We start from the raw sequence: 17,251 nt of genomic DNA on the forward strand, positions 1-17,251 counted from the left end.
GGTTACTTCGTCCCGTCTTGCTGGTCTGAATGAGTGGCTGACGCCTTGGCTGTTTTCTTATCTGTTTTCTTGTCCAGGAAAGACTGCATCCGGTCGAACTTCGCCTGGGATTCGAAAAGGATCCCCTGCGCCAGTTGGTCGATCAACGGGTGCGCCTCGGCGGGTGCATGGAACACGGACTTGGTGATCCGCACGGCCAGCGGATCCTGCCGCGCAATGCGGTCCGCGAGGCTGTGCGCGCCGTCCATCAGCACGGGGGCCTCGTGGATTTCTGTGATGAGGTTGACGGCCAGGGCCTGCTCGGCGCGCAGCACCAGGCCGGCCAGCAGGATCTGCTTGGCCACTGGTTCGCCCACCAGCTCCTTCAGCCGCCAGCTGGCGCCGGCCGCCGCGAGAATCCCCAGGCCCGTCTCGGGGTTGCCGATGCGGACACTGGGCGTTCCGATCCTGAAATCCGCGGCGTAGGCGAGCTCCGCGCCGCCGCCCAGGCAGTATCCGTCCAGTGCAGCAATGACTGGCATGGGCAGCTTGGCGATCCGCACGAAAATCGTGGAGTTGATGCCCTGCAGGGCATCGTCCCGGCGCCGTTCGCGCAGCTGGGCGATGTCCGCACCGGAGGCGAAGACGCCGTCCACGCCGGCAATGATGAGCACCTTGGGGTTCTGCTCCAGCGCGGCGCACACTGCGTGGAGCTCGTCCACCATCTGCTGGTCGATGGCGTTCCGGACCTCCGGGCGGTTGAGGAGCACCACCACGCGGTCGTCACGCTCCTCGACCAGGAGGGTTTTGAAGTCCTGGGTGCTCAAGTGTCCGTTCGCGCTGTCCGGACCCGCCATTACACGCGCTCCAGCAGCATCGCAGTGCCCTGGCCCACGCCGATGCACATGGTGGCGAGGCCCATCCTGGCGTCCTCGCGTTCCATGCGACCCAGCAAGGTGATCGCGATCCGTGAGCCGCTGGAACCCAGCGGGTGCCCCAGACTGATGGCGCCGCCGTCGTTGTTCACGATGTCCGGGTCCAGGCCCAGCCGGCGCATGCTGGCGAGCGACTGGGTGGCAAACGCTTCGTTAAGTTCGACGGCGCCGAGGTCGCCCACGTTGTAGCCGCTCCGGCCCAGCACTTTCTGCGTGGCGGGGACGGGGCCGATGCCCATGATCTCGGGCTCGCAGCCGGCGGACGCGCCGTCGATGATGCGGGCGCGCGGGGTGAGGCCGAGCTTCTGGATGGCCGCTTCGGACGCCACGATGATGGCGGAGGCGCCGTCGTTCAGCGTGGAGGAGTTGCCGGCGGTGACAATCGATCCGCCCTTGACCACGGGGCGGAGTCCGGAGAGCACGTCCATGGTGGTGCCGGCACGGGGGCCCTCGTCGGTGTCAACCACGGTTTCGCCCTTGCGGGTCTTGACCGTCACCGGCACGATTTCATCCTTGAACCGGCCGGCCGCGATGGCTGCGAGGGAGCGTTCGTGGGAGCGGACCGCGAAGGCGTCGGCATCTTCGCGGGAGATACCGTCAACGCGGCCCACTTCCTCCGCCGTTTCCGGCATGGAGTACGTCATTTTGCCGTCGCGGGACAGTTCGCCCTTCTGGAACAACGGGTTGGCGAACCGCCAGCCGATGGAGGTGTCGAAGATGGCGCCGGGCTTCGCGAACGCCGTCTGGGGCTTTTCCTGCACCCAGGGCGCCCGGCTCATGGATTCCACGCCGCCGGCGATCACGATGTCCGCGGCACCGGACTTGATCATCTGGCTGGCCATGATGATGGCGCTCAGGCCGGAGGAGCACAGCCGGTTGACCGTGATGCCGGGGATGTGGAGGGGAAGACCGGCCAGCAGGGTGGCCATGCGGGCCACGTTGCGGTTTTCCTCGCCGGCGCCGTTGGCGTTGCCGAGGATCACTTCGTCGATGGAATCGGGGTCAAGGCCTGCGCGGGAAACGGCTTCGCGGACCACGAGGGCGGCAAGGTCGTCCGGGCGGACTGAGGAGAGCGCGCCTCCGTAACGGCCCACCGGGGTTCGGGCACCGCCCACCAGAAATGCCTGCGGTCCTGCTACTGCTGAGGCCATGGAAACACCCTTCACGCGATTAACGGCAATGTCATCTGCGGCGCCAAACAGCGTTTGAATCACAAGCGCTAATTTACCGACCGTTCGTTCTATAAAGATTACACGGCGGCCGCAAGGGGTCAACCGAGTGCACGGTACCTAGAGAACAGTGACGCCGAGATGGGCGGCCAGCAGCGGGGCCAGCAGGCTCAGCTGGTAGTCGTCGATCACCACGCCGGACAGGCTCTCGAGACCGCTGATGGAGCGGAAGTCTGTGGTCCGCAGGTCGAAGTCCTTGAGTTTGGCGCCGGCAAGATCCAGGGTGCCGATGGTGCAGTTCTTCAGCGCCACCCGGGTGCCCGTTACCGAGCCGAGGTCCAGCTCGCTGATGATGCAGTTGCTGATCTGTACGTCCGTCAGCCGGGATCCGCGCAGGTTCACGTAGTCCAGCTTGCCGCCGTCGATCCGCACCGAGGTCCAGCCGCTCTCATACAGCTCCGCGGAACCCCACCGGGGATTGCCGATCTCCACATCCCGCAGCGTGGCCCGCGCCGCCGTGAACACCGGGGCGTAGACCTCGGCCAGGATGCAGTCCCGGAACGTGGCACCGCGGAGCTGGGTTTCATTGAAGGAGACCCCGTCGAATTCACACTCGGCAAAGTCCGTGCCGCTCAGCTCCAAACCGTCGGCGTCAACCCGGCTGAACCTCACGCCGTCGTACCGTTCGCCCCGCTGGAAGTCCGGGGACGGCTCATCGCGGAGTTCCCCAAGCCTGACCGGTGAAAGCCTGGGGGCTGTCACCTTGGGAGTCTTCCCTGCGGCTGTCCGTCCCGCGGCCGGCCTGCCTGCCATCAGAGGGACTCGGCCTTGGCCGCTATTTCGGCAACATCCCTGGCCAGCGCCTTCCTGGTGATGCGCATGCCGAGCCGGCCGAAGAGCGCCATCATGACCTTGCCCAGGAGAGTCGGCTTGACCATTTCGGCACCGAAGGTCAGCGCGAGGTCCGTCCCGCGATCGCGTTCGGCGAGGACGAACCGCGTGGTGTAGTCCGCGCCGCCCTGTAGCGCCTTGACCGTGGTGCTTCCGGCCCGGCCTGCCGACGGCGGCTCGGCCTGGGACACCCACATTTCCACGGTTTCAGCCCGGCCCATCATGGTGCGGGTTTCCTTCCAGCGCGTGCCTTCCCCGTATCCGCCCTCACTGAGCATCTGGATGGATTCGACACCGGAGAGGGTGGCGGCCGAGCCCGGAATGTCCGAGATCACGGCCCAGACCTTGTCCGGGCTGGCATTGATGTGGCGCGTGAGGGTGGTCTGGTGTTCCATGCTCCCGAGCCTATCGGGCGGCGCCGACAACCACGCATGCAACCGCAGTTGATCGCGCCGCTTCGGCGCGGCAAAGTGGCGCATCCGCTGCAAGATTTAGTAAGCATGCTTTGTGTTATGGTGAAATTGCTTAGTTTTTACCGGCAACGAGAGGTGGAATACACCATGGGAATCGGCGACAAAATCCAGAACGAAGCAGAGCACCTCGGCGGCAAGGCCAAGGAAGCGGCCGGCAACGCCACGGACAATGACCGTCTGCGCGCAGAGGGTCAGAAGGACCAGGTTGTTGCTGACGCCAAGAAAGTTGGCGAAAACGTGAAGGACGAGTTCAAAAGAGACTAAAGCACCCTAGGCGGCGGCCACGGCCGTTGCCCTGGAAAACACGGCGGGCATTCCTTATGGGGGATGCCCGCCGTTTCTGTGAGATTCTCGGGAAGACAGCATCCGACGACGGGAAAGTCCGCGCCATGACAACCATTGATCTCAGCGGACCCGGCACTTCTGCGGGCTCCCGGAACCTCCGCGGCTACCTGGCGGAACCTGAAGGAACGGGGCCGTTCCCGGCAGTCCTGATGATCCACGAAGCGTTCGGCCTCAACGACATTGCGCGGCGCCAGGCGGACCGGCTGGCGGCGGCCGGCTATCTGACCCTGGCCGTGGACCTCTTCAGCGACGGCGGACCGCGCCGCTGCCTGGTCTCCACCATGAGATCGATGCTCTCCGGCTCCGGCAAGGCCTTCACAGACCTGAAAACGGCGCAGGCCTGGCTGGAGCAGTCAGGGCGCACCACCGGCAGAGTCGGGGTGATCGGGTTCTGCATGGGAGGCGGCTTTGCGCTGCTCGTGGCCAAGGACGGCTTCGACGCGGCCGCCGTCAACTACGGCAGGCTGCCAAAAAATCCGGAGGAATCCCTGCTGGGCGCGTGTCCCGTGGTGGGCAACTTCGGCAAGGCGGACCGCACCCTGCCAGGGGCCGCAGCGAAACTGGAAACCGCGCTGGACACGCTGGGCATCGAGCACGACATCAAGGAGTTCGATGGCGCCGGCCACGCCTTCATGAACGACGCCGAGGAAGGCCCGCGTGCGCTTCGCCCGCTCTTTCGCGTGATGGGCATCAAGCCGAACCCGGACGCAGCGGCGGAAGCCTGGCAGCGGATCGAAGACCATTTCGCCCGCCACCTGCGGGATTAGCCCAGAAACGCGAACGGACAGTTGAGGCCCTACGCAAAGGGGGGCCACAAGTGTCCGCTCGCGCTCCCCAGGGGAAGAACGACGGCGGCGGCCACCTCGTGAAGGTGACCGCCGCCGTCGTCGTACTTGCCGCCGTCGTAATTTACCGAAAGCGACTAGCTGAAGAGCTCGCTCTTCGGTTCGTTGTTCCTGACCTTCTGCCAGCCGAGCCACAGCACCAGGGCGAAGAACGGGATGGTGGCGAGCGTCCACAGGCCGAGGTGGAAGACCTCGCCGGTCTTGCTGGTCATGGTGTCGAAGCCGATCAGCACCGTGATGGCCAGCAGGGCAACCAGGCCGGCCCAGCTGCTCCAGGTTCCGCCGGGCGCGGGCAGCGAGGAGACCTTGCCCTTCTTCTTGCGCAGCGCGATCTGGCTGGCGAAGATGGCGCCCCACGTGAAGATCACGCCGATCGACGCGGAGTTGAGTGCGAGGTCGAAGGCGTGGGAACCGCCCAGCCAGATGTTCAGCAGGATGCCCACCAGGTAGACGGCGCCGATGGCCAGGATGGCGGCGTACGGCACGTGGCTCTTGGACATCCGGGTCAGCCACTCCGGAGCGTGTCCGTTGTTGGCCATGGTGCGGAAGATCCGGCCGATCGAGTACAGGCCCGAGTTGCAGGAGGACAGGGCGGCGGTGATGACGATCATGTTCATGACGTCGCCCATCCAGCCGAGGCCCATCTGGCCGAACACGGTGACGAACGGCGAGGTGCCGGCCACGTACTGGTCCGAGGGCAGCAGCATGGCCAGGAGGGTCACGGAACCGACGTAGAACACCACGATGCGGAAGACGACGGCGCGGATGGCCTTGGGCACTTCCTTGGCAGGGTCCTGCATTTCACCGGCCGTGATGCCCACGAGCTCAATGCCGTTGTAGGCGAAGATCACGGCGTTCAGAACGAGGATCATCACCAGCGCGCCCTTGGGGAACATGCCGCCTTCGGCTGCGAAGAGGTTATTGACCGAGGCGTTGCCGTCGCCCACCTGGGCGTTGGTGACCACCATGAAGGTGCCCACGGCCAGGAAGATCACGATGGCGCCCACCTTGAGGCAGGAAGCCCAGAATTCGAATTCGCCGAACGCCTTGACGCTCAGGAGGTTGACGCCCACGAGCAGCAGCAGCGCTGCAATGGCGGACAGTTCAACGGGCACGTTGGGGAAGAAGAACTGGAAATACAGCCCGATCGCGATGAGCTCGGCGATGCCGGTCATGGCCCAGTTGATGAAGTACATCCAACCGGACAGGTACGCGCCCTTCTTGCCGAACATTTCGCCGGCGTAGCTGACGAAGGAGCCCGACGTCTGGCGGTACATGATGAGTTCGCCCAGGGCGCGCATCAGCAGGTAGGCGATGACGCCGGCAATGGCGTAGGAGAAGATCAGCGCGGGGCCCGTGGAGGCCAGGCGTCCGCCGGCACCCATGAAGAGGCCGACGCCGATGGCGCCGCCCATGGCGATCATGGTGACCTGGCGGCCGCTGAGGGACTTCTTGTAGCCCTCGGCGCTGAGGGTGGAGTCGACGACGGCGGATTGCGCCGGCGGGCTCACGAGTTCTGTGGGGGTACTTTGTGGCACAACTGTTCCTTGTGGGTCGGGGGATGGCCGGCTCAGGAACGCAGAGTTTTTGTCCAGATAATTCGGGTTTATCCCCTGTTTGGGGCAATTATCTGGACAAAAACTCACAGGGCGTCGAAGTTCGCGCGGCCTCCCCAGTTTACAAGCCCAGTGGAACCGTCAGTGACGCAGACAACAGCCCTGGCGATTTATGGCGAACTAAATTTCTACCTGGCAGCGGTCCACAGAATAATATTCCGCTGGTTATCCATTTGGACGTCGTAGCTGGTCAGGGGTTCGGCTCCGGTGGTGGAACATCCGGTGTCCAGCTTGAAGGCGTTCTGGTGCAGGGGGCACATAACCACGCTCTGGTCGATGGTGCCGTCCGCTATCGGGCCGCCTTTGTGGGGGCAGACGGCGGAGAGCGCCCGCAGGCTGCCGTCGCGGAGCCGGAAGACCGCCACCTGTTCACCGTCGACGCCGAACGCCCGCCCTTCCCCGAACGGCACCTGTTCGACGGGGCCGAGGTTGTAACCGGCACTCATCGGACCGGCACCTGGGGAAGGACCGTGAGCGGCAGCGAGGTGCGGAACTGGCCCGGCGTGAGCGGATCGTCCCGCTCGGTCCAGGGATCCACGTAGCTGTCCACGGAAGCCTGCATCGCGGCGTCCAGCCCGGCCGCGAGGCCCTTCGCATCGTCCACCACCACGGCACGGATGTGGTCGATGCCCACCCGCGGCACGAACGAGTAGGTGCGCTCCAGCCAGTTGGCGTTCTCCCGGTAGTACTGCATGAACCGGCCCGTCAGCACCTTGACCTCTTCGGGGTCATCGACCGTGGCCAGCAGGTCGCCCTTGCGGATGTGGGCGCCGGCCGCTCCCCCGACATAGATCTCCCAGCGGCCGCCTTCCACGGCAACAACCCCCACGTCCTTGACCAGCGACTCGGCGCAGTTCCGCGGGCAGCCCGAGACGGCCAGCTTCAGCTTGGCCGGCGCCTCGATGCCCTGGAACCGCGACTCGATCTCGATCCCCAGTTTGGTGGAATCGCCGGTGCCGTAGCGGCAAAAGTCCTTGCCCACGCAGGTCTTGACGGTGCGGAAGCTCTTCCCGTACGCGTAGCCGGAGGGCATGTCCAAGTCCGCCCAGACCTGCGGCAGATCCTCCTTGGGCACGCCCAGCAGGTCGATGCGCTGCCCGCCCGTCAGCTTGATCAGGGGGATGTTGTGTTTTTCGGCGACGTCGGCAATCCGGCGCAGCTGCTGCACCGACGTCACGCCGCCCTTCATCTGGGGCACCACGGAGAACGTGCCGTCCCGCTGGATGTTGGCGTGGACGCGGTCGTTGATGAACCGGGCGTCCCGCTCATCGATGTACTGGTCCGAGAGCATCATCTTCATCAGTGAGGCAAGGCCCATTTTGGACTTCGCGTCCTCCACGCTGCCCGGTGCAAGCGCAGCGAACACCGAGGATACCGAACGGAGTCCCCGCGTGCGGATGGCAGCCATCAGCGAGGGCTTGTCCAGCGGAATGCCCGGGACGTAGTAGCTGGCAGCCGGGTCTTCCTCCACCGAACCGTCCGCCGCCCATTCCACCACCTGCTTCACCAGCAGCTTGCAGGAACCGCAGCCCTTGCCAGCCCGGGTGGCGTCCATGGCTCCGGCCACGGTGTTGCACCCGCCCTTGACCACGTCCACCAGGGATTTCTTACTCACGCCGTTGCAGTTGCAGACCTGGGCGTCGTCGTTGAGCTCGGCCACGCCCTCTTCCGCCGCGGGGCCGCCCAGATCAAACATGAGCGAGATCCGCTCCTCCGGCAGCGGCAGGCCCTTGTCGAAGGCCTGCGTCAGGTAGGCCACCTTGCGGCTGTCACCGAGGAGGGTGGCGCCCACCATCTTGTTGTCGCGGATAACGATGGACTTGAACACCCCGCGGCTGGGTTCGGAGAACACGATGTGCTCGTCCGTGTCCCGTTCCGGGCCCTGCAGTCCCATGGAGGCGACCTCGACGCCGGCAACCTTGAGTTTCGTGGCGGTCCGGGAGCCCAGGTAGGCCGAGGACGTGTCTGTTCCGGTGACGTGGTCGGCGAGGACCACGGCCTGTTCCCAGAGCGGAGCCACCAGGCCGTACACCTCGCCGCGGTGCTGGACGCATTCACCCACCGCATAGATGCTGTCCTCGTCCACCACCCGCAGCTGGTCATCCACCACAATGGCCCGCTCCACGTGCAGGCCGCTCAGCACGGCGAGGTCCACGTTGGGGCGGATTCCCGCGGCCACCACCACCATGTCGCAACCGATGTCAGGCTGGTCCCGCAGCCGGACGCCGGTGACCCTGTCCGTCCCCAGGACCGCGGTGGTGCGGCTGCCGGTATGCACCCGGATGCCCAGGGCCTCGACGCTGCGGCGGAGGATGGCTCCGCCGTCGGGCCCCATCTGGGCGTTCATCAGGTGCCCGCCGGAGTGGACCACGTCGACGTCGATGCCATGGCTTTGGAGCCCGCGCGCCGCTTCCAGCCCCAGCAGGCCGCCGCCGATCACCACGGCCGTGTGGTGGTGATCGTGCTGCGCGTGCCGGACCATGTTCCGGGTGTCGTCAATGGTGCGGAACGTGAACACGCCGGGTTTGATCGAGCCGCTGGGCGTGTAGAGGCCGTCCATCGGCGGCATGAACGACTGGCTGCCGGTGGCGATGATCAGCACGTCGTACGGGACCACGTGGCCGTTGTTGGCGAACACGTACTTGGTGAAACGGTCGATCCGTTCCACCCGGACGCCGGCGTGCAGGGTGATGTTGTTGTCCTGGTACCAGTGCAGGGAGTTCAGGAAGATGTCCGCGTCGCTTTCCTCGCCGGAGAGGACGTGGCTGAGCATGATCCGGTTGTAGTTGCCGTACGGCTCGTCGCCGAACATTGTGATGGTGAACTGCTCAGCGCCGCCGCGGGCCAGGATCTCCTCCACGGCACGGGCACCGGCCATGCCGTTGCCTATCACCACCAGCCGACGGCGGGCGTCCGGCTTTCCCGGCGGCCGCTTGCCCTTCGCGAGGGAAACAGGCCCGGGCACCTTGTGCTTGTCTGTGACAGCGGTCATCAGTGTTCCACCATGCCCAGGTCGATAACCACGTAACCCGTCACGCCGTCGGCCGCCAGGAGGAACACCTCAATCACCGAGCCGCCTTCGATGTCCTCCACCACCCGCAACGGCACGTGGACGTCGCTCTTTGCCCCGATGGGGAAATACCGCATGGGCACGCCGTCGCGCATCAGGACCGCGGTGATCAGTTCGGAACTGGAGTTCCCGCCCCGGAAGTAAAGGGTCTGGTTGATGGTTCCGTCCGGAACGAAGTGTGCAAGCTCCCGGTGGATGGGAACGGGCTTTTCAAGCCCGGCTCCCTCGAAGGGGAAGACGCCCTGCAGGAAGAGGTTCTTGGTGATCACGGGAGGGATCCTTTCGGCCGGCCGGGTAGGCCCCGCAGCGGTGCGCGCGGGTGCTACTTGAGCGTGGGAATCACTGACTCCCTTCCATCCTGCTCCGCCGTTGTTTCGGCCCGGCGCGCGCGGAGTAACGATCCTTTAACGCAAACCTCACCGTTTCCGGGCCGCTTCCGCGCCCGCTATAGGCCCGGAGTTAAACCAGCGCGCCGTCCCGCATGGTGTACCGCAGCCAGCTCCCGCCGGAGGTCCCGGCGCCGCCTTCCCGCGCGGCGCACTTGCTGAACCACTCCCCCAGCGCGCGGTCGTGGCTGACCATGATCAGCGTTCCGCCGAATTCCGAAAGGGCCGCTTCCAGCTGTTCCACCAGCACGGGTGCCAGGTGGTTGGTGGGTTCGTCCACGAGCATCGTCGCGAAGCCGCCCAGCAGGAGCCGGGCGAGGGCGAGCCTGCGCTGCTGACCGGCGGACAGGCTGCCCACGGGGACGTGGAATTCTGTGGTCCGGAAGAGGCCCAGCCGCAGCAGGGCCTCGGCATGCTCGTCGATGTTTCCGCCCAGGCCGGCGACGAAAGCGGGCAGAAGCCGCTGCCCCGGGCGGCTTGGCGGTTCCAGTTCCTGCTGCAGATAACCGATCCGGCCGTGCCGCGCCACCGTGCCCGCGTCCGGTTCCAGTGTGCCCGCGAGGACGGACAGCAGCGTGGATTTACCGGCGCCGTTGGGCCCCGTGATCAGGATCTTCTGGCCGGCCTCCACCCGGAAATCAGTGCGTTCCAGCCGGCCATGAACCTCCACGCCGCGGGCTTCCAGGGCAGGTCCGGCGGCGCCACCGGACTCGCCCCCGGCAGGGCCGGACGACTCTGTGCCCTGCAGGTCCACCGCCAGTTTCAAGGGGACCGGCGGACGGTCCACGGGATTGGCTTCGAGCCGGCGAAGGCGTTCCTGGGCGTTGCGGACCTTGCTGCTGGCAGCCTGCTGCCAGGTGCCGGCCTTGAAGTCGAAGCCCATCTTGTCGCCGTCGCGCCTCCGGGCGTAGCCCATCTTTCCGGCCACGGTGTCCGCCTGCAGCCGTTCGGCCGCCACCGCGTCCAGCCAGCCGCGGTATTGCTGCACCCAGCGTTCACGCTCGGCCGCTTTCTCCCGCAGGTACCCTTCGTAGCCGTTGCCGTAGCGGTTGACGGCGCACCGTTCGGCGTCCACTTCGATGACGGAAACGGCCACTTTGCGCAGCAGCGCCCGGTCATGGGAAACCACGACGACGGTCCCCCGGTGGGCGGCCAGCCGCACCTCAAGCCAGGCCGTTCCGCTGGCGTCCAGATGGTTGGTGGGTTCATCCAGCAGGAGGACGTCCGCGGGATCAGCCAGCACGCAGGCCAGCGCCACCCGGTGCTGTTCCCCGCCCGAGAGCGACCCCAGCGTCCGCCGCCGGTCCAGTCCGCCCAGGCCCAGTCGGTCCAGCGCCGCCTCCACGCGCGACTCCGCGGCGTAGCCTTCCCTCAGCTGGTACTGCGTCTGAAGGTTGCCGTAGCGCTCCAGCTGTTCCCCGTCGGCGTCGGCCAGGCCGGCTTCCAAAGAGTCCAGCTCGGCCTCGAGCTCGCGGAGTGATGCCAGGGCGTCATCGATGGCGTTGCCCACCGTGAACGACGCCGGCAGGCCCGTGGTCTGCGCCAGGTAGCCGACGCGCCCGTAGCGCGCGGCGGTGCCCTCGTCGGGGTTCTCGAGCCCGGCGAGGATCCGGAGCAAGGTTGACTTTCCGGCCCCGTTTTCGCCGACGACGGCCACATGTTCACCGGCACCGATGACGAGGTCCACAGCAGTGAAGAGGCGCCGGTCACCGTAGCCATGGGTGACGCCGGTCAGGGAAAGGTGTTCAGTCAAGGTAAGTCCTAACGGGGTCCGAAGTATGGGCGCTGCTGGTTAGGACTTCATCGCTCCAGCCTGCCCGGCCGGACCCCTGGCGTCAAGCGCCGCCGTCGTACAGTCCCGGCGGGCGTTCCCGGCGGGCGTTCCCGGCGGGCGTTCCCGGCGGGCGTTCCCGGCGGGCGTTCCCGCCGAAGCGGTGTCCCGCCGTCGGACGCTGCCTCCCTCAACCGGGCCCGGCGCTCGGGAGGTCTTGTGCCCCTACTCCCAGGGGGAGGCCCGCGAATAGCATTGCGTCATGGAACAGTTGCAGGAGACGAGCGCTGAAGAACCGGCGTTGTCTGCCACCACCGTTTTCGCGAGTCTAGCGGAGCTGAGGGATGCCCCCGGTTATAGCCCGAAGGAAATAGCCACGCGGCTAATCGACTCACTGGGTGCGGATGCGGCGGCACCTCTGCTGGGCGTCAGTGTGCAACTTCTGGGTCGTTGGGCTCTGGGCCAGGATGCGCCGGATGCGGGCGGACGACTCCAGCTTGCGGACCTGGATGCCCTTGTGGGGCATCTCCACTGTGCTTTTACGCCTGCCCAGGCCATGCACTGGATGTGCAGCCCCAACGTGCAGCTCGGCTCCAGGCCAATCGATGTTTACCGCACTCAGGGGTCAGCGCCGGTGATCGGCGCCATCAGGGCCCATGGGCGGGGGACTTTCGGCTGATTTGACCGGATCATCACCCGGCCTGCAGCGCCTGCGCCGTCGGCCAACGGCTCGACAAATGGACCTGCCGCCAGAAGGACCCAAGCTCTAAGCGCCCCGGTCAGGCATTGAGCTTTTCGTTCGCCTTCGAGCGGATGAACTCCTGATCCTCCTGCGATAAGAGCATCTCGCCATGCTGCCCGCTGCCCGGATCTTCCCCGGTTGCTTTGGCGATGATCGTCGTGACGGTCCGGGGAAGTATCCGACACCCCGGATTGTCGATGAGCCACTTCTGCGTGGTCTGGTCGAGGCGGTCCCACTGGTCCTTGATGTTCATGTTCATCTGGATCGATGCTTTCTTCCTGCTGAATGTGGGTTAAACGGCAATCAACATGACTGGCCACGGAGTTTTCCGGTGGTATTGCTGGATCAAGCTACGCCTGGCCGGGGAGTAAGGCAAGGCCTCCGAGGTTGTGCACCGGGAGCAAAGGAGAAACCGGGCGCCGGCTACTCGATGAGGTACCGCTGCATCATGTCGTTGTCTTCGTGTTCGAGGATGTGGCAGTGCCAGACATATTCGCCCTTGAAAGAGGATCCGATGGCCAGAGGAGCTCCGCCGGCAGCCGCTGCACCGAAGGGAACGCGAATTCTTGTCACTTCACCGGGCATCGACACCACGGTGTCCTTCCAGCCCTGCTCATTCGCGGGGGCGGGCGTGGGGCGGCCGATCAGGAAAGGCGTGACGGGCACGGAGCTGCCGAGGCCGGACGTCACCAGTCCGGTGGCGGGGTCCATGTAGCCGGTGGCAGCCAGGTATCTGTCGCCGTCAAAGCGCTGGCGGTTGAGGACCTGGAACTGGGTGAAATGAAGATGGATCGGGTGAGCGTCCACCGTTGTGTTAATGAACTCCCACTCTTCGAGAGTGTCGCCCTGGACCACCGTGACGTCGGGGCTGTGGAAGTTCCGGTTGTTGAGGAGGGCCATGACCGGCACTCCCGCCGCGTTGAGGACTTCCACAAGAGTCATGCGCCGGGTGGCCGCTGTGGCCCGTCCGGCAAGGCTGGTGATTGGCTGCGTGCGGAGCTGTGCCGGCAGAGGCGTGGTGTATCCGGTGTTGCTTTGTACGGTGAACTGCATGATCTCGCGAAGAGGGACAGCACCTCGCTGCAGGGCAACCGGACCGTCGGGAAACGGCGTAGGGGCGTTATTTGCCAGCAGCACCTTGGACCCGGCCGGGAGCGCGGCGAAGTCCACCACGACGTCGGCCCGCTCGCCCGGGCCAAGAACCAGTTTGTTGAGCCTGACCGGGGCGTTGAGCAGTCCGCCGTCCGAACCTATCTGTGCGAACGTTATTGCCGTTTCGCCGGCCACAAACTTGAAATTGTAGAACCTCGCGTTAGAGCCGTTGAAGACGCGGAAGCGGTATTTGCCCCGAGCCACATCCAGGTTCGGCCAGCATTTCCCATTAACGGTGGCGATGTCGCCAAAGAATTCCGGTGCCCAGGGCCGGGGTGTGCCGTCGCTCAACAGAAGGTCCGGATTCGGCGGATAGGCGAAGGTTCCGTCCGGATTGAACATGCGGTCCTGGATGACCAGCGGCACCTCGTACGGAGGCGGCGGGAGGTGCGTTCCATCGCCGGTGTCAATGCCTGTCCCGCCGGGTCCCTGGGTGTCCCGCACCAGGTAGCCCCCGGCCAATCCCGCATAGACATTGAGGCGGGTGATGCCCAAGGCGTGGTCGTGGTACCAGAGGCCGGCCGCATCCTGGTTGTTGTCATAGCTGTACGTGTAAGACCCGCCCGGCGAGAAGACCTGTTCGGGTCCCCCGTCCGAGCCCGCCCTGGTGTTGCCACCATGGAGGTGCGTTGAGGTCCTTGGCGAGTCTGCATCGTTTGTTCCGGCCGGGACCAGTTCGTTGTCAATGGCGGACGCCAGCGGATGCCGCCCCAGCTCATTGTGAACCGTGAGCGTGAAAGGAGTCCCTTTTTCGGCGATGATGACCGGCCCCAGGTAGGTGGGGGACGCATTGGCGCCCTGATATGCGAAGGTGTCTGTCAGGTCCATCTGGCTGTGGAACCTGTGACGGGCATTGCGCATCCACAATCCGGCGCTGCCACCTGCCCTCATGTCGATAACCCCGAGATCCGCCAACGTCGGCAGCTGCTCGGAGAACACCGCTAGTGAACCGGGCTTCGGGGCGAATGACCGGGCGGCCGCAGCAGGATAGGGGTTGACCAGGATACCCGCCCCGGCTGCAACTCCGGCCTGCAACAGTTGTCGTCTGGTAAAAGGCATGGCGCACTCATTTCTCCCGGTGAATGCGCGCTCCCGAGGCCAACGGTACGGCCATACCCCTTGCGTCGGGCAGGGCCGTTAGGCCCTGCCGAACCTGTTCCCACCGCCGGCTGGCCAGGAAGGTGACGAACTGCGGAGAGCAGCCTCAGACGGCGAGTGCCACCGCTTTCCTGCGGCGGGCCTTCGCCAGCCGGGTGCCGATCAGGCCCTGCCGCGGGCTGAAGAGGTAGACGGCGGCGAACACCACACCCTGCGTGAGAACCACCATGGCGCCGGAGGCGGTGTCCAGGTAGTAGCTGAGGTAGATGCCCGCGATGGAGCACGCCGCCGAAATGACCGGGGCGATCACCAGCATGCGGGAGAACCGGTCCGTCAGCAGGTAGGCGGTCGCTCCGGGGATGATCAGCATGGCCACCACCAGAACCACGCCCACGGTCTGGAGCGCCACTACGGAGGTCAGGGCGAGGAGGCCCAGGAGCAGGGCACCGAGCCGCTTCGGGGACAGGCCGATGGCGTGCGCGTGCGTGGGGTCGAAGGCGTACAGCGTGAGGTCCCGGCGCTTGAGGATGAGGATGGCAAAAGCCACCACACCCAGCACCAGCACCTGGATGAGGTCCGGAATGCTGACGCCCAGCAGGTTGCCGAAGATGATGTGGTTGAGGTCGGTCTGGCTCGGCGTGACCGAGATGAGCACCAGGCCCAGGGCGAACAGCGAGCTGAACACGATGCCGATCGCCGCGTCCTCCTTCACCCGGCTGGTGTTCCGGACCACCCCGATGAGGGTGACGGCGATCAGCGCGAAGACCAGCGCCCCGAGGGCGAACGGCGCCCCCACGATGTAGGCCAGCACGACGCCGGGCAGCACGGCGTGGGAGACGGCGTCGCCCATGAGCGACCAGCCGATCAGCACCAGCCAGCAGCTCAGTACGGCGCAGACGACGGCGGCGAGCGCTGTAGTGATGATGGCGCGCACCATGAAGTCGTAGCTCAGGGGCTCCAGCAGGAGGTCAACGAGATCCATGGCCTAGCTCCTGCCCTGTTGCTTGGAAATTTCCTTCTCCGGCAGCTCACGGCCCGGCAGCTCTCGGTTCAGGACGTCCAGGCCGAAGGCCTTGGCCAGGTGCTCGGGCTGCAGGACCAGGTCGGGCGGGCCGTGCATGAGGACCTTGCGCATCAGCAGCACGGCTTCGTCGCACAGCTGGGGCAGGGCGTGGAGGTCGTGGGTGGAGATGAGGATGGTGCAGCCGTCCGAGGCGAGTTCACGCAGCAGGCGCGTGATGGTGGCTTCGGAGCGCTTGTCCACGCCGGCGAACGGCTCGTCCAGGAGCATCATGGTGGCACCCTGGGCAATGCCGCGCGCCACGAACGCGCGCTTCTTCTGGCCGCCGGACAGCTGGCCGATCTGCCGGTTCGCGAACTCGGACAGTTCCACCCGGTCCAGCGCGAGGTCGACCGCCTCACGGTCGGCCTTCGAGGGGCGGCGGGTGAAGCCCTGGTGCCCGTAGCGGCCCATCATCACCACGTCGCGGACGGACAGCGGGAACTGCCAGTCCACGTCTTCGCTTTGCGGGACGTAGCCGATTCCCCCTTCCTTGCGGGCCTTGGCAGGTGACGCTCCGTTGATGAGGACGCGGCCGGCGTCGGGCTTGATCATTCCCATGATCACCTTGAACAGCGTGGACTTGCCGGAGCCGTTCATGCCGATCAGGCCGCAGATCCGGGCCGCATCCAGGGTCAGCGACGCGGCATCCAGCGCCATCACTTCGCCGTAGTGGACGGTGACGTTTTCGACGAGGATGGCCGGGCTGCTCACGATCCTGCCCCCGCCGGGACACTAACCAGTGCCTCGGTGATGACCTTGGAGTCGTGCCGGATCAGGTCCAGGTACGTGGGCACGGGGCCGTCCGACTCGGACAGGGAATCCACGTACAGCACCCCGCCGAATTCCGCGCCCGTGGCTCCCACCACCTGGCGCATGGGGGCATCGGACACCGTGGACTCGCAGAAGACGGCCGGGACCTTGTTGGCCTTGACGAATTCGATGGCCCGGGCGATCTGCTGGGGTGTGGCCTGCTGCTCGGCGTTGACGGCCCAGATGTAGACCTCGCGGAGGCCTGCGTCGCGCGCCAGGTAGGAGAAGGCACCTTCGCAGGTCACCAAGGCACGCTGCGCCTCAGGGACGGTTGCGAGCTTCTGCACCATCTCGTCCTTCACGGCCTGCAGCTTGGCCTTGTAGGCCGCACCGTTTGCCTCGAAGGTTGAGGCATTGCCCGGATCGAGCTCCGAGAACGCCTTCACCATGTTGTCCACGTAGATCTGCACGTTGACCGGCGACATCCACGCGTGCGGGTTCGGCTTGCCCTGGTAGGAGTCCTCGCTGATGGACATCACCTGAACGCCTTCGCTCACCACGGCGTGCGGCACGTCCAGGCCCTCGACGAACTGCGCGAACCAGGCTTCGAGGTTCAGTCCGTTGTCCAGGATCAGGTCCGCCTTGGACGCCTTGCGGATGTCCCCCGGCGTGGGTTCGTAGCCGTGGATTTCGGCGCCGGCCTTGGTGATGGATTCCACCTGCAGTTTGTCCCCCGCCACGTTCTGCGCGACGTCGGCCAGCACGGTGAAGGTGGTCAGCACCACGGGCTTTTCATCGCCGGGCCCCTGGCCGGGGGCGCTGCCGCCGCACGCGGTGAGTGACAGGCAGAGGACAGCGGCGGCGACGGCGGCTCCGGCAGAGCGAAGGGCCCCGGTTCGGCGGACTACTTTGGCGCACCGAAACAGAAATTTAGGCATACCGAATATTCTACCCGGCGCCGTCAGT

At 65.8% G+C, this 17,251-nt stretch carries 17 protein-coding genes; 3 read left to right on the forward strand and 14 right to left on the reverse strand.

Features of this window, described 5'->3' with window-relative positions; translation table 11 throughout:
• Positions 1-2: 2 nt before the first annotated feature.
• The 4 genes from WMN78_RS07455 to WMN78_RS07470 all read right to left on the reverse strand — a co-directional run bounded on the left by WMN78_RS07455 (position 3) and on the right by WMN78_RS07470 (position 3,369).
• Positions 3-836 carry an enoyl-CoA hydratase/isomerase family protein gene (locus WMN78_RS07455; protein WP_340532973.1) on the reverse strand — a complete coding sequence of 278 codons (834 nt, stop codon included), beginning with the start codon at positions 834-836 and terminating at the stop codon, positions 3-5.
• Entirely contained in the window at positions 836-2,065 is a 1,230-nt protein-coding gene (locus tag WMN78_RS07460) for a thiolase family protein (protein WP_340532974.1), read from the reverse strand. Before WMN78_RS07460 ends, WMN78_RS07455 begins: the two co-directional genes overlap by 1 nt.
• Before the next feature lie 138 nt (positions 2,066-2,203).
• Positions 2,204-2,896, reverse strand: coding sequence for a pentapeptide repeat-containing protein (locus tag WMN78_RS07465; RefSeq protein WP_340532975.1), 693 nt, complete (start codon positions 2,894-2,896; stop codon positions 2,204-2,206).
• Positions 2,896-3,369, reverse strand: a complete 474-nt coding sequence (locus WMN78_RS07470; protein WP_340532977.1) for an SRPBCC family protein — start codon at positions 3,367-3,369, stop codon at positions 2,896-2,898. The genes WMN78_RS07465 and WMN78_RS07470 overlap by 1 nt, the downstream gene beginning before the upstream one ends.
• A gap of 165 nt (positions 3,370-3,534) precedes the next feature.
• Here WMN78_RS07470 and WMN78_RS07475 point away from each other — a divergent pair, with 165 nt between their 5' ends.
• Both WMN78_RS07475 and WMN78_RS07480 read left to right on the forward strand, forming a co-directional pair.
• Positions 3,535-3,711: a CsbD family protein gene (locus WMN78_RS07475; protein ID WP_011693098.1), complete on the forward strand. Its 177-nt coding sequence runs from the start codon at positions 3,535-3,537 to the stop codon at positions 3,709-3,711.
• A 125-nt stretch (positions 3,712-3,836) separates the two neighbouring features.
• Positions 3,837-4,559 (forward strand): dienelactone hydrolase family protein, encoded by a 723-nt coding sequence (locus WMN78_RS07480; RefSeq protein WP_340532979.1) that lies wholly within the window; start codon positions 3,837-3,839, stop codon positions 4,557-4,559.
• A gap of 155 nt (positions 4,560-4,714) precedes the next feature.
• On the opposite strand, the gene WMN78_RS07485 is transcribed toward WMN78_RS07480, so the two are convergent.
• The 5 genes from WMN78_RS07485 to WMN78_RS07505 all read right to left on the reverse strand — a co-directional run bounded on the left by WMN78_RS07485 (position 4,715) and on the right by WMN78_RS07505 (position 11,462).
• A complete protein-coding gene (locus tag WMN78_RS07485; protein WP_340532982.1) occupies positions 4,715-6,175 on the reverse strand; it encodes an amino acid permease in 1,461 nt (486 codons plus the stop codon).
• Between the two features lie 206 nt (positions 6,176-6,381).
• Positions 6,382-6,699, reverse strand: a complete 318-nt coding sequence (locus WMN78_RS07490; protein WP_340532984.1) for a Rieske (2Fe-2S) protein — start codon at positions 6,697-6,699, stop codon at positions 6,382-6,384.
• On the reverse strand, positions 6,696-9,245 hold the full coding sequence (gene nirB / locus WMN78_RS07495) for a nitrite reductase large subunit NirB (protein WP_340532986.1): 2,550 nt from the start codon (positions 9,243-9,245) through the stop codon (positions 6,696-6,698). Before nirB ends, WMN78_RS07490 begins: the two co-directional genes overlap by 4 nt.
• Entirely contained in the window at positions 9,245-9,592 is a 348-nt protein-coding gene (locus WMN78_RS07500) for a molybdopterin oxidoreductase (RefSeq protein ID WP_340532988.1), read from the reverse strand. The genes nirB and WMN78_RS07500 overlap by 1 nt, the downstream gene beginning before the upstream one ends.
• A gap of 190 nt (positions 9,593-9,782) precedes the next feature.
• Positions 9,783-11,462 carry an ABC-F family ATP-binding cassette domain-containing protein gene (locus tag WMN78_RS07505; protein WP_340532990.1) on the reverse strand — a complete coding sequence of 560 codons (1,680 nt, stop codon included), beginning with the start codon at positions 11,460-11,462 and terminating at the stop codon, positions 9,783-9,785.
• Positions 11,463-11,742: 280 nt separating this feature from the next.
• Between WMN78_RS07505 and WMN78_RS07510 the strand changes: the two genes are divergently transcribed.
• Complete coding sequence (locus WMN78_RS07510; protein ID WP_340532991.1) at positions 11,743-12,159, forward strand: hypothetical protein; 417 nt, start codon at positions 11,743-11,745, stop codon at positions 12,157-12,159.
• Between the two features lie 100 nt (positions 12,160-12,259).
• Here the strand turns inward: WMN78_RS07510 and WMN78_RS07515 are convergent, their stop codons facing one another.
• The 5 genes from WMN78_RS07515 to WMN78_RS07535 all read right to left on the reverse strand — a co-directional run bounded on the left by WMN78_RS07515 (position 12,260) and on the right by WMN78_RS07535 (position 17,223).
• A complete protein-coding gene (locus WMN78_RS07515) occupies positions 12,260-12,481 on the reverse strand; it encodes a hypothetical protein (protein WP_340532993.1) in 222 nt (73 codons plus the stop codon).
• A gap of 164 nt (positions 12,482-12,645) precedes the next feature.
• Complete coding sequence (locus WMN78_RS07520; RefSeq protein ID WP_340532995.1) at positions 12,646-14,433, reverse strand: multicopper oxidase; 1,788 nt, start codon at positions 14,431-14,433, stop codon at positions 12,646-12,648.
• A gap of 145 nt (positions 14,434-14,578) precedes the next feature.
• Positions 14,579-15,454 (reverse strand): metal ABC transporter permease, encoded by an 876-nt coding sequence (locus WMN78_RS07525; protein WP_340532997.1) that lies wholly within the window; start codon positions 15,452-15,454, stop codon positions 14,579-14,581.
• A 3-nt stretch (positions 15,455-15,457) separates the two neighbouring features.
• Positions 15,458-16,246 (reverse strand): metal ABC transporter ATP-binding protein, encoded by a 789-nt coding sequence (locus WMN78_RS07530; RefSeq protein WP_340532999.1) that lies wholly within the window; start codon positions 16,244-16,246, stop codon positions 15,458-15,460.
• Positions 16,243-17,223, reverse strand: coding sequence for a metal ABC transporter substrate-binding protein (locus tag WMN78_RS07535; protein ID WP_340533001.1), 981 nt, complete (start codon positions 17,221-17,223; stop codon positions 16,243-16,245). The genes WMN78_RS07530 and WMN78_RS07535 overlap by 4 nt, the downstream gene beginning before the upstream one ends.
• Positions 17,224-17,251: the final 28 nt, after the last annotated feature.

The sequence above is a fragment of the Arthrobacter oryzae genome, assembly GCF_037911235.1.
GTDB classification, from domain to species: Bacteria; Actinomycetota; Actinomycetes; order Actinomycetales; family Micrococcaceae; genus Arthrobacter; species Arthrobacter oryzae_E.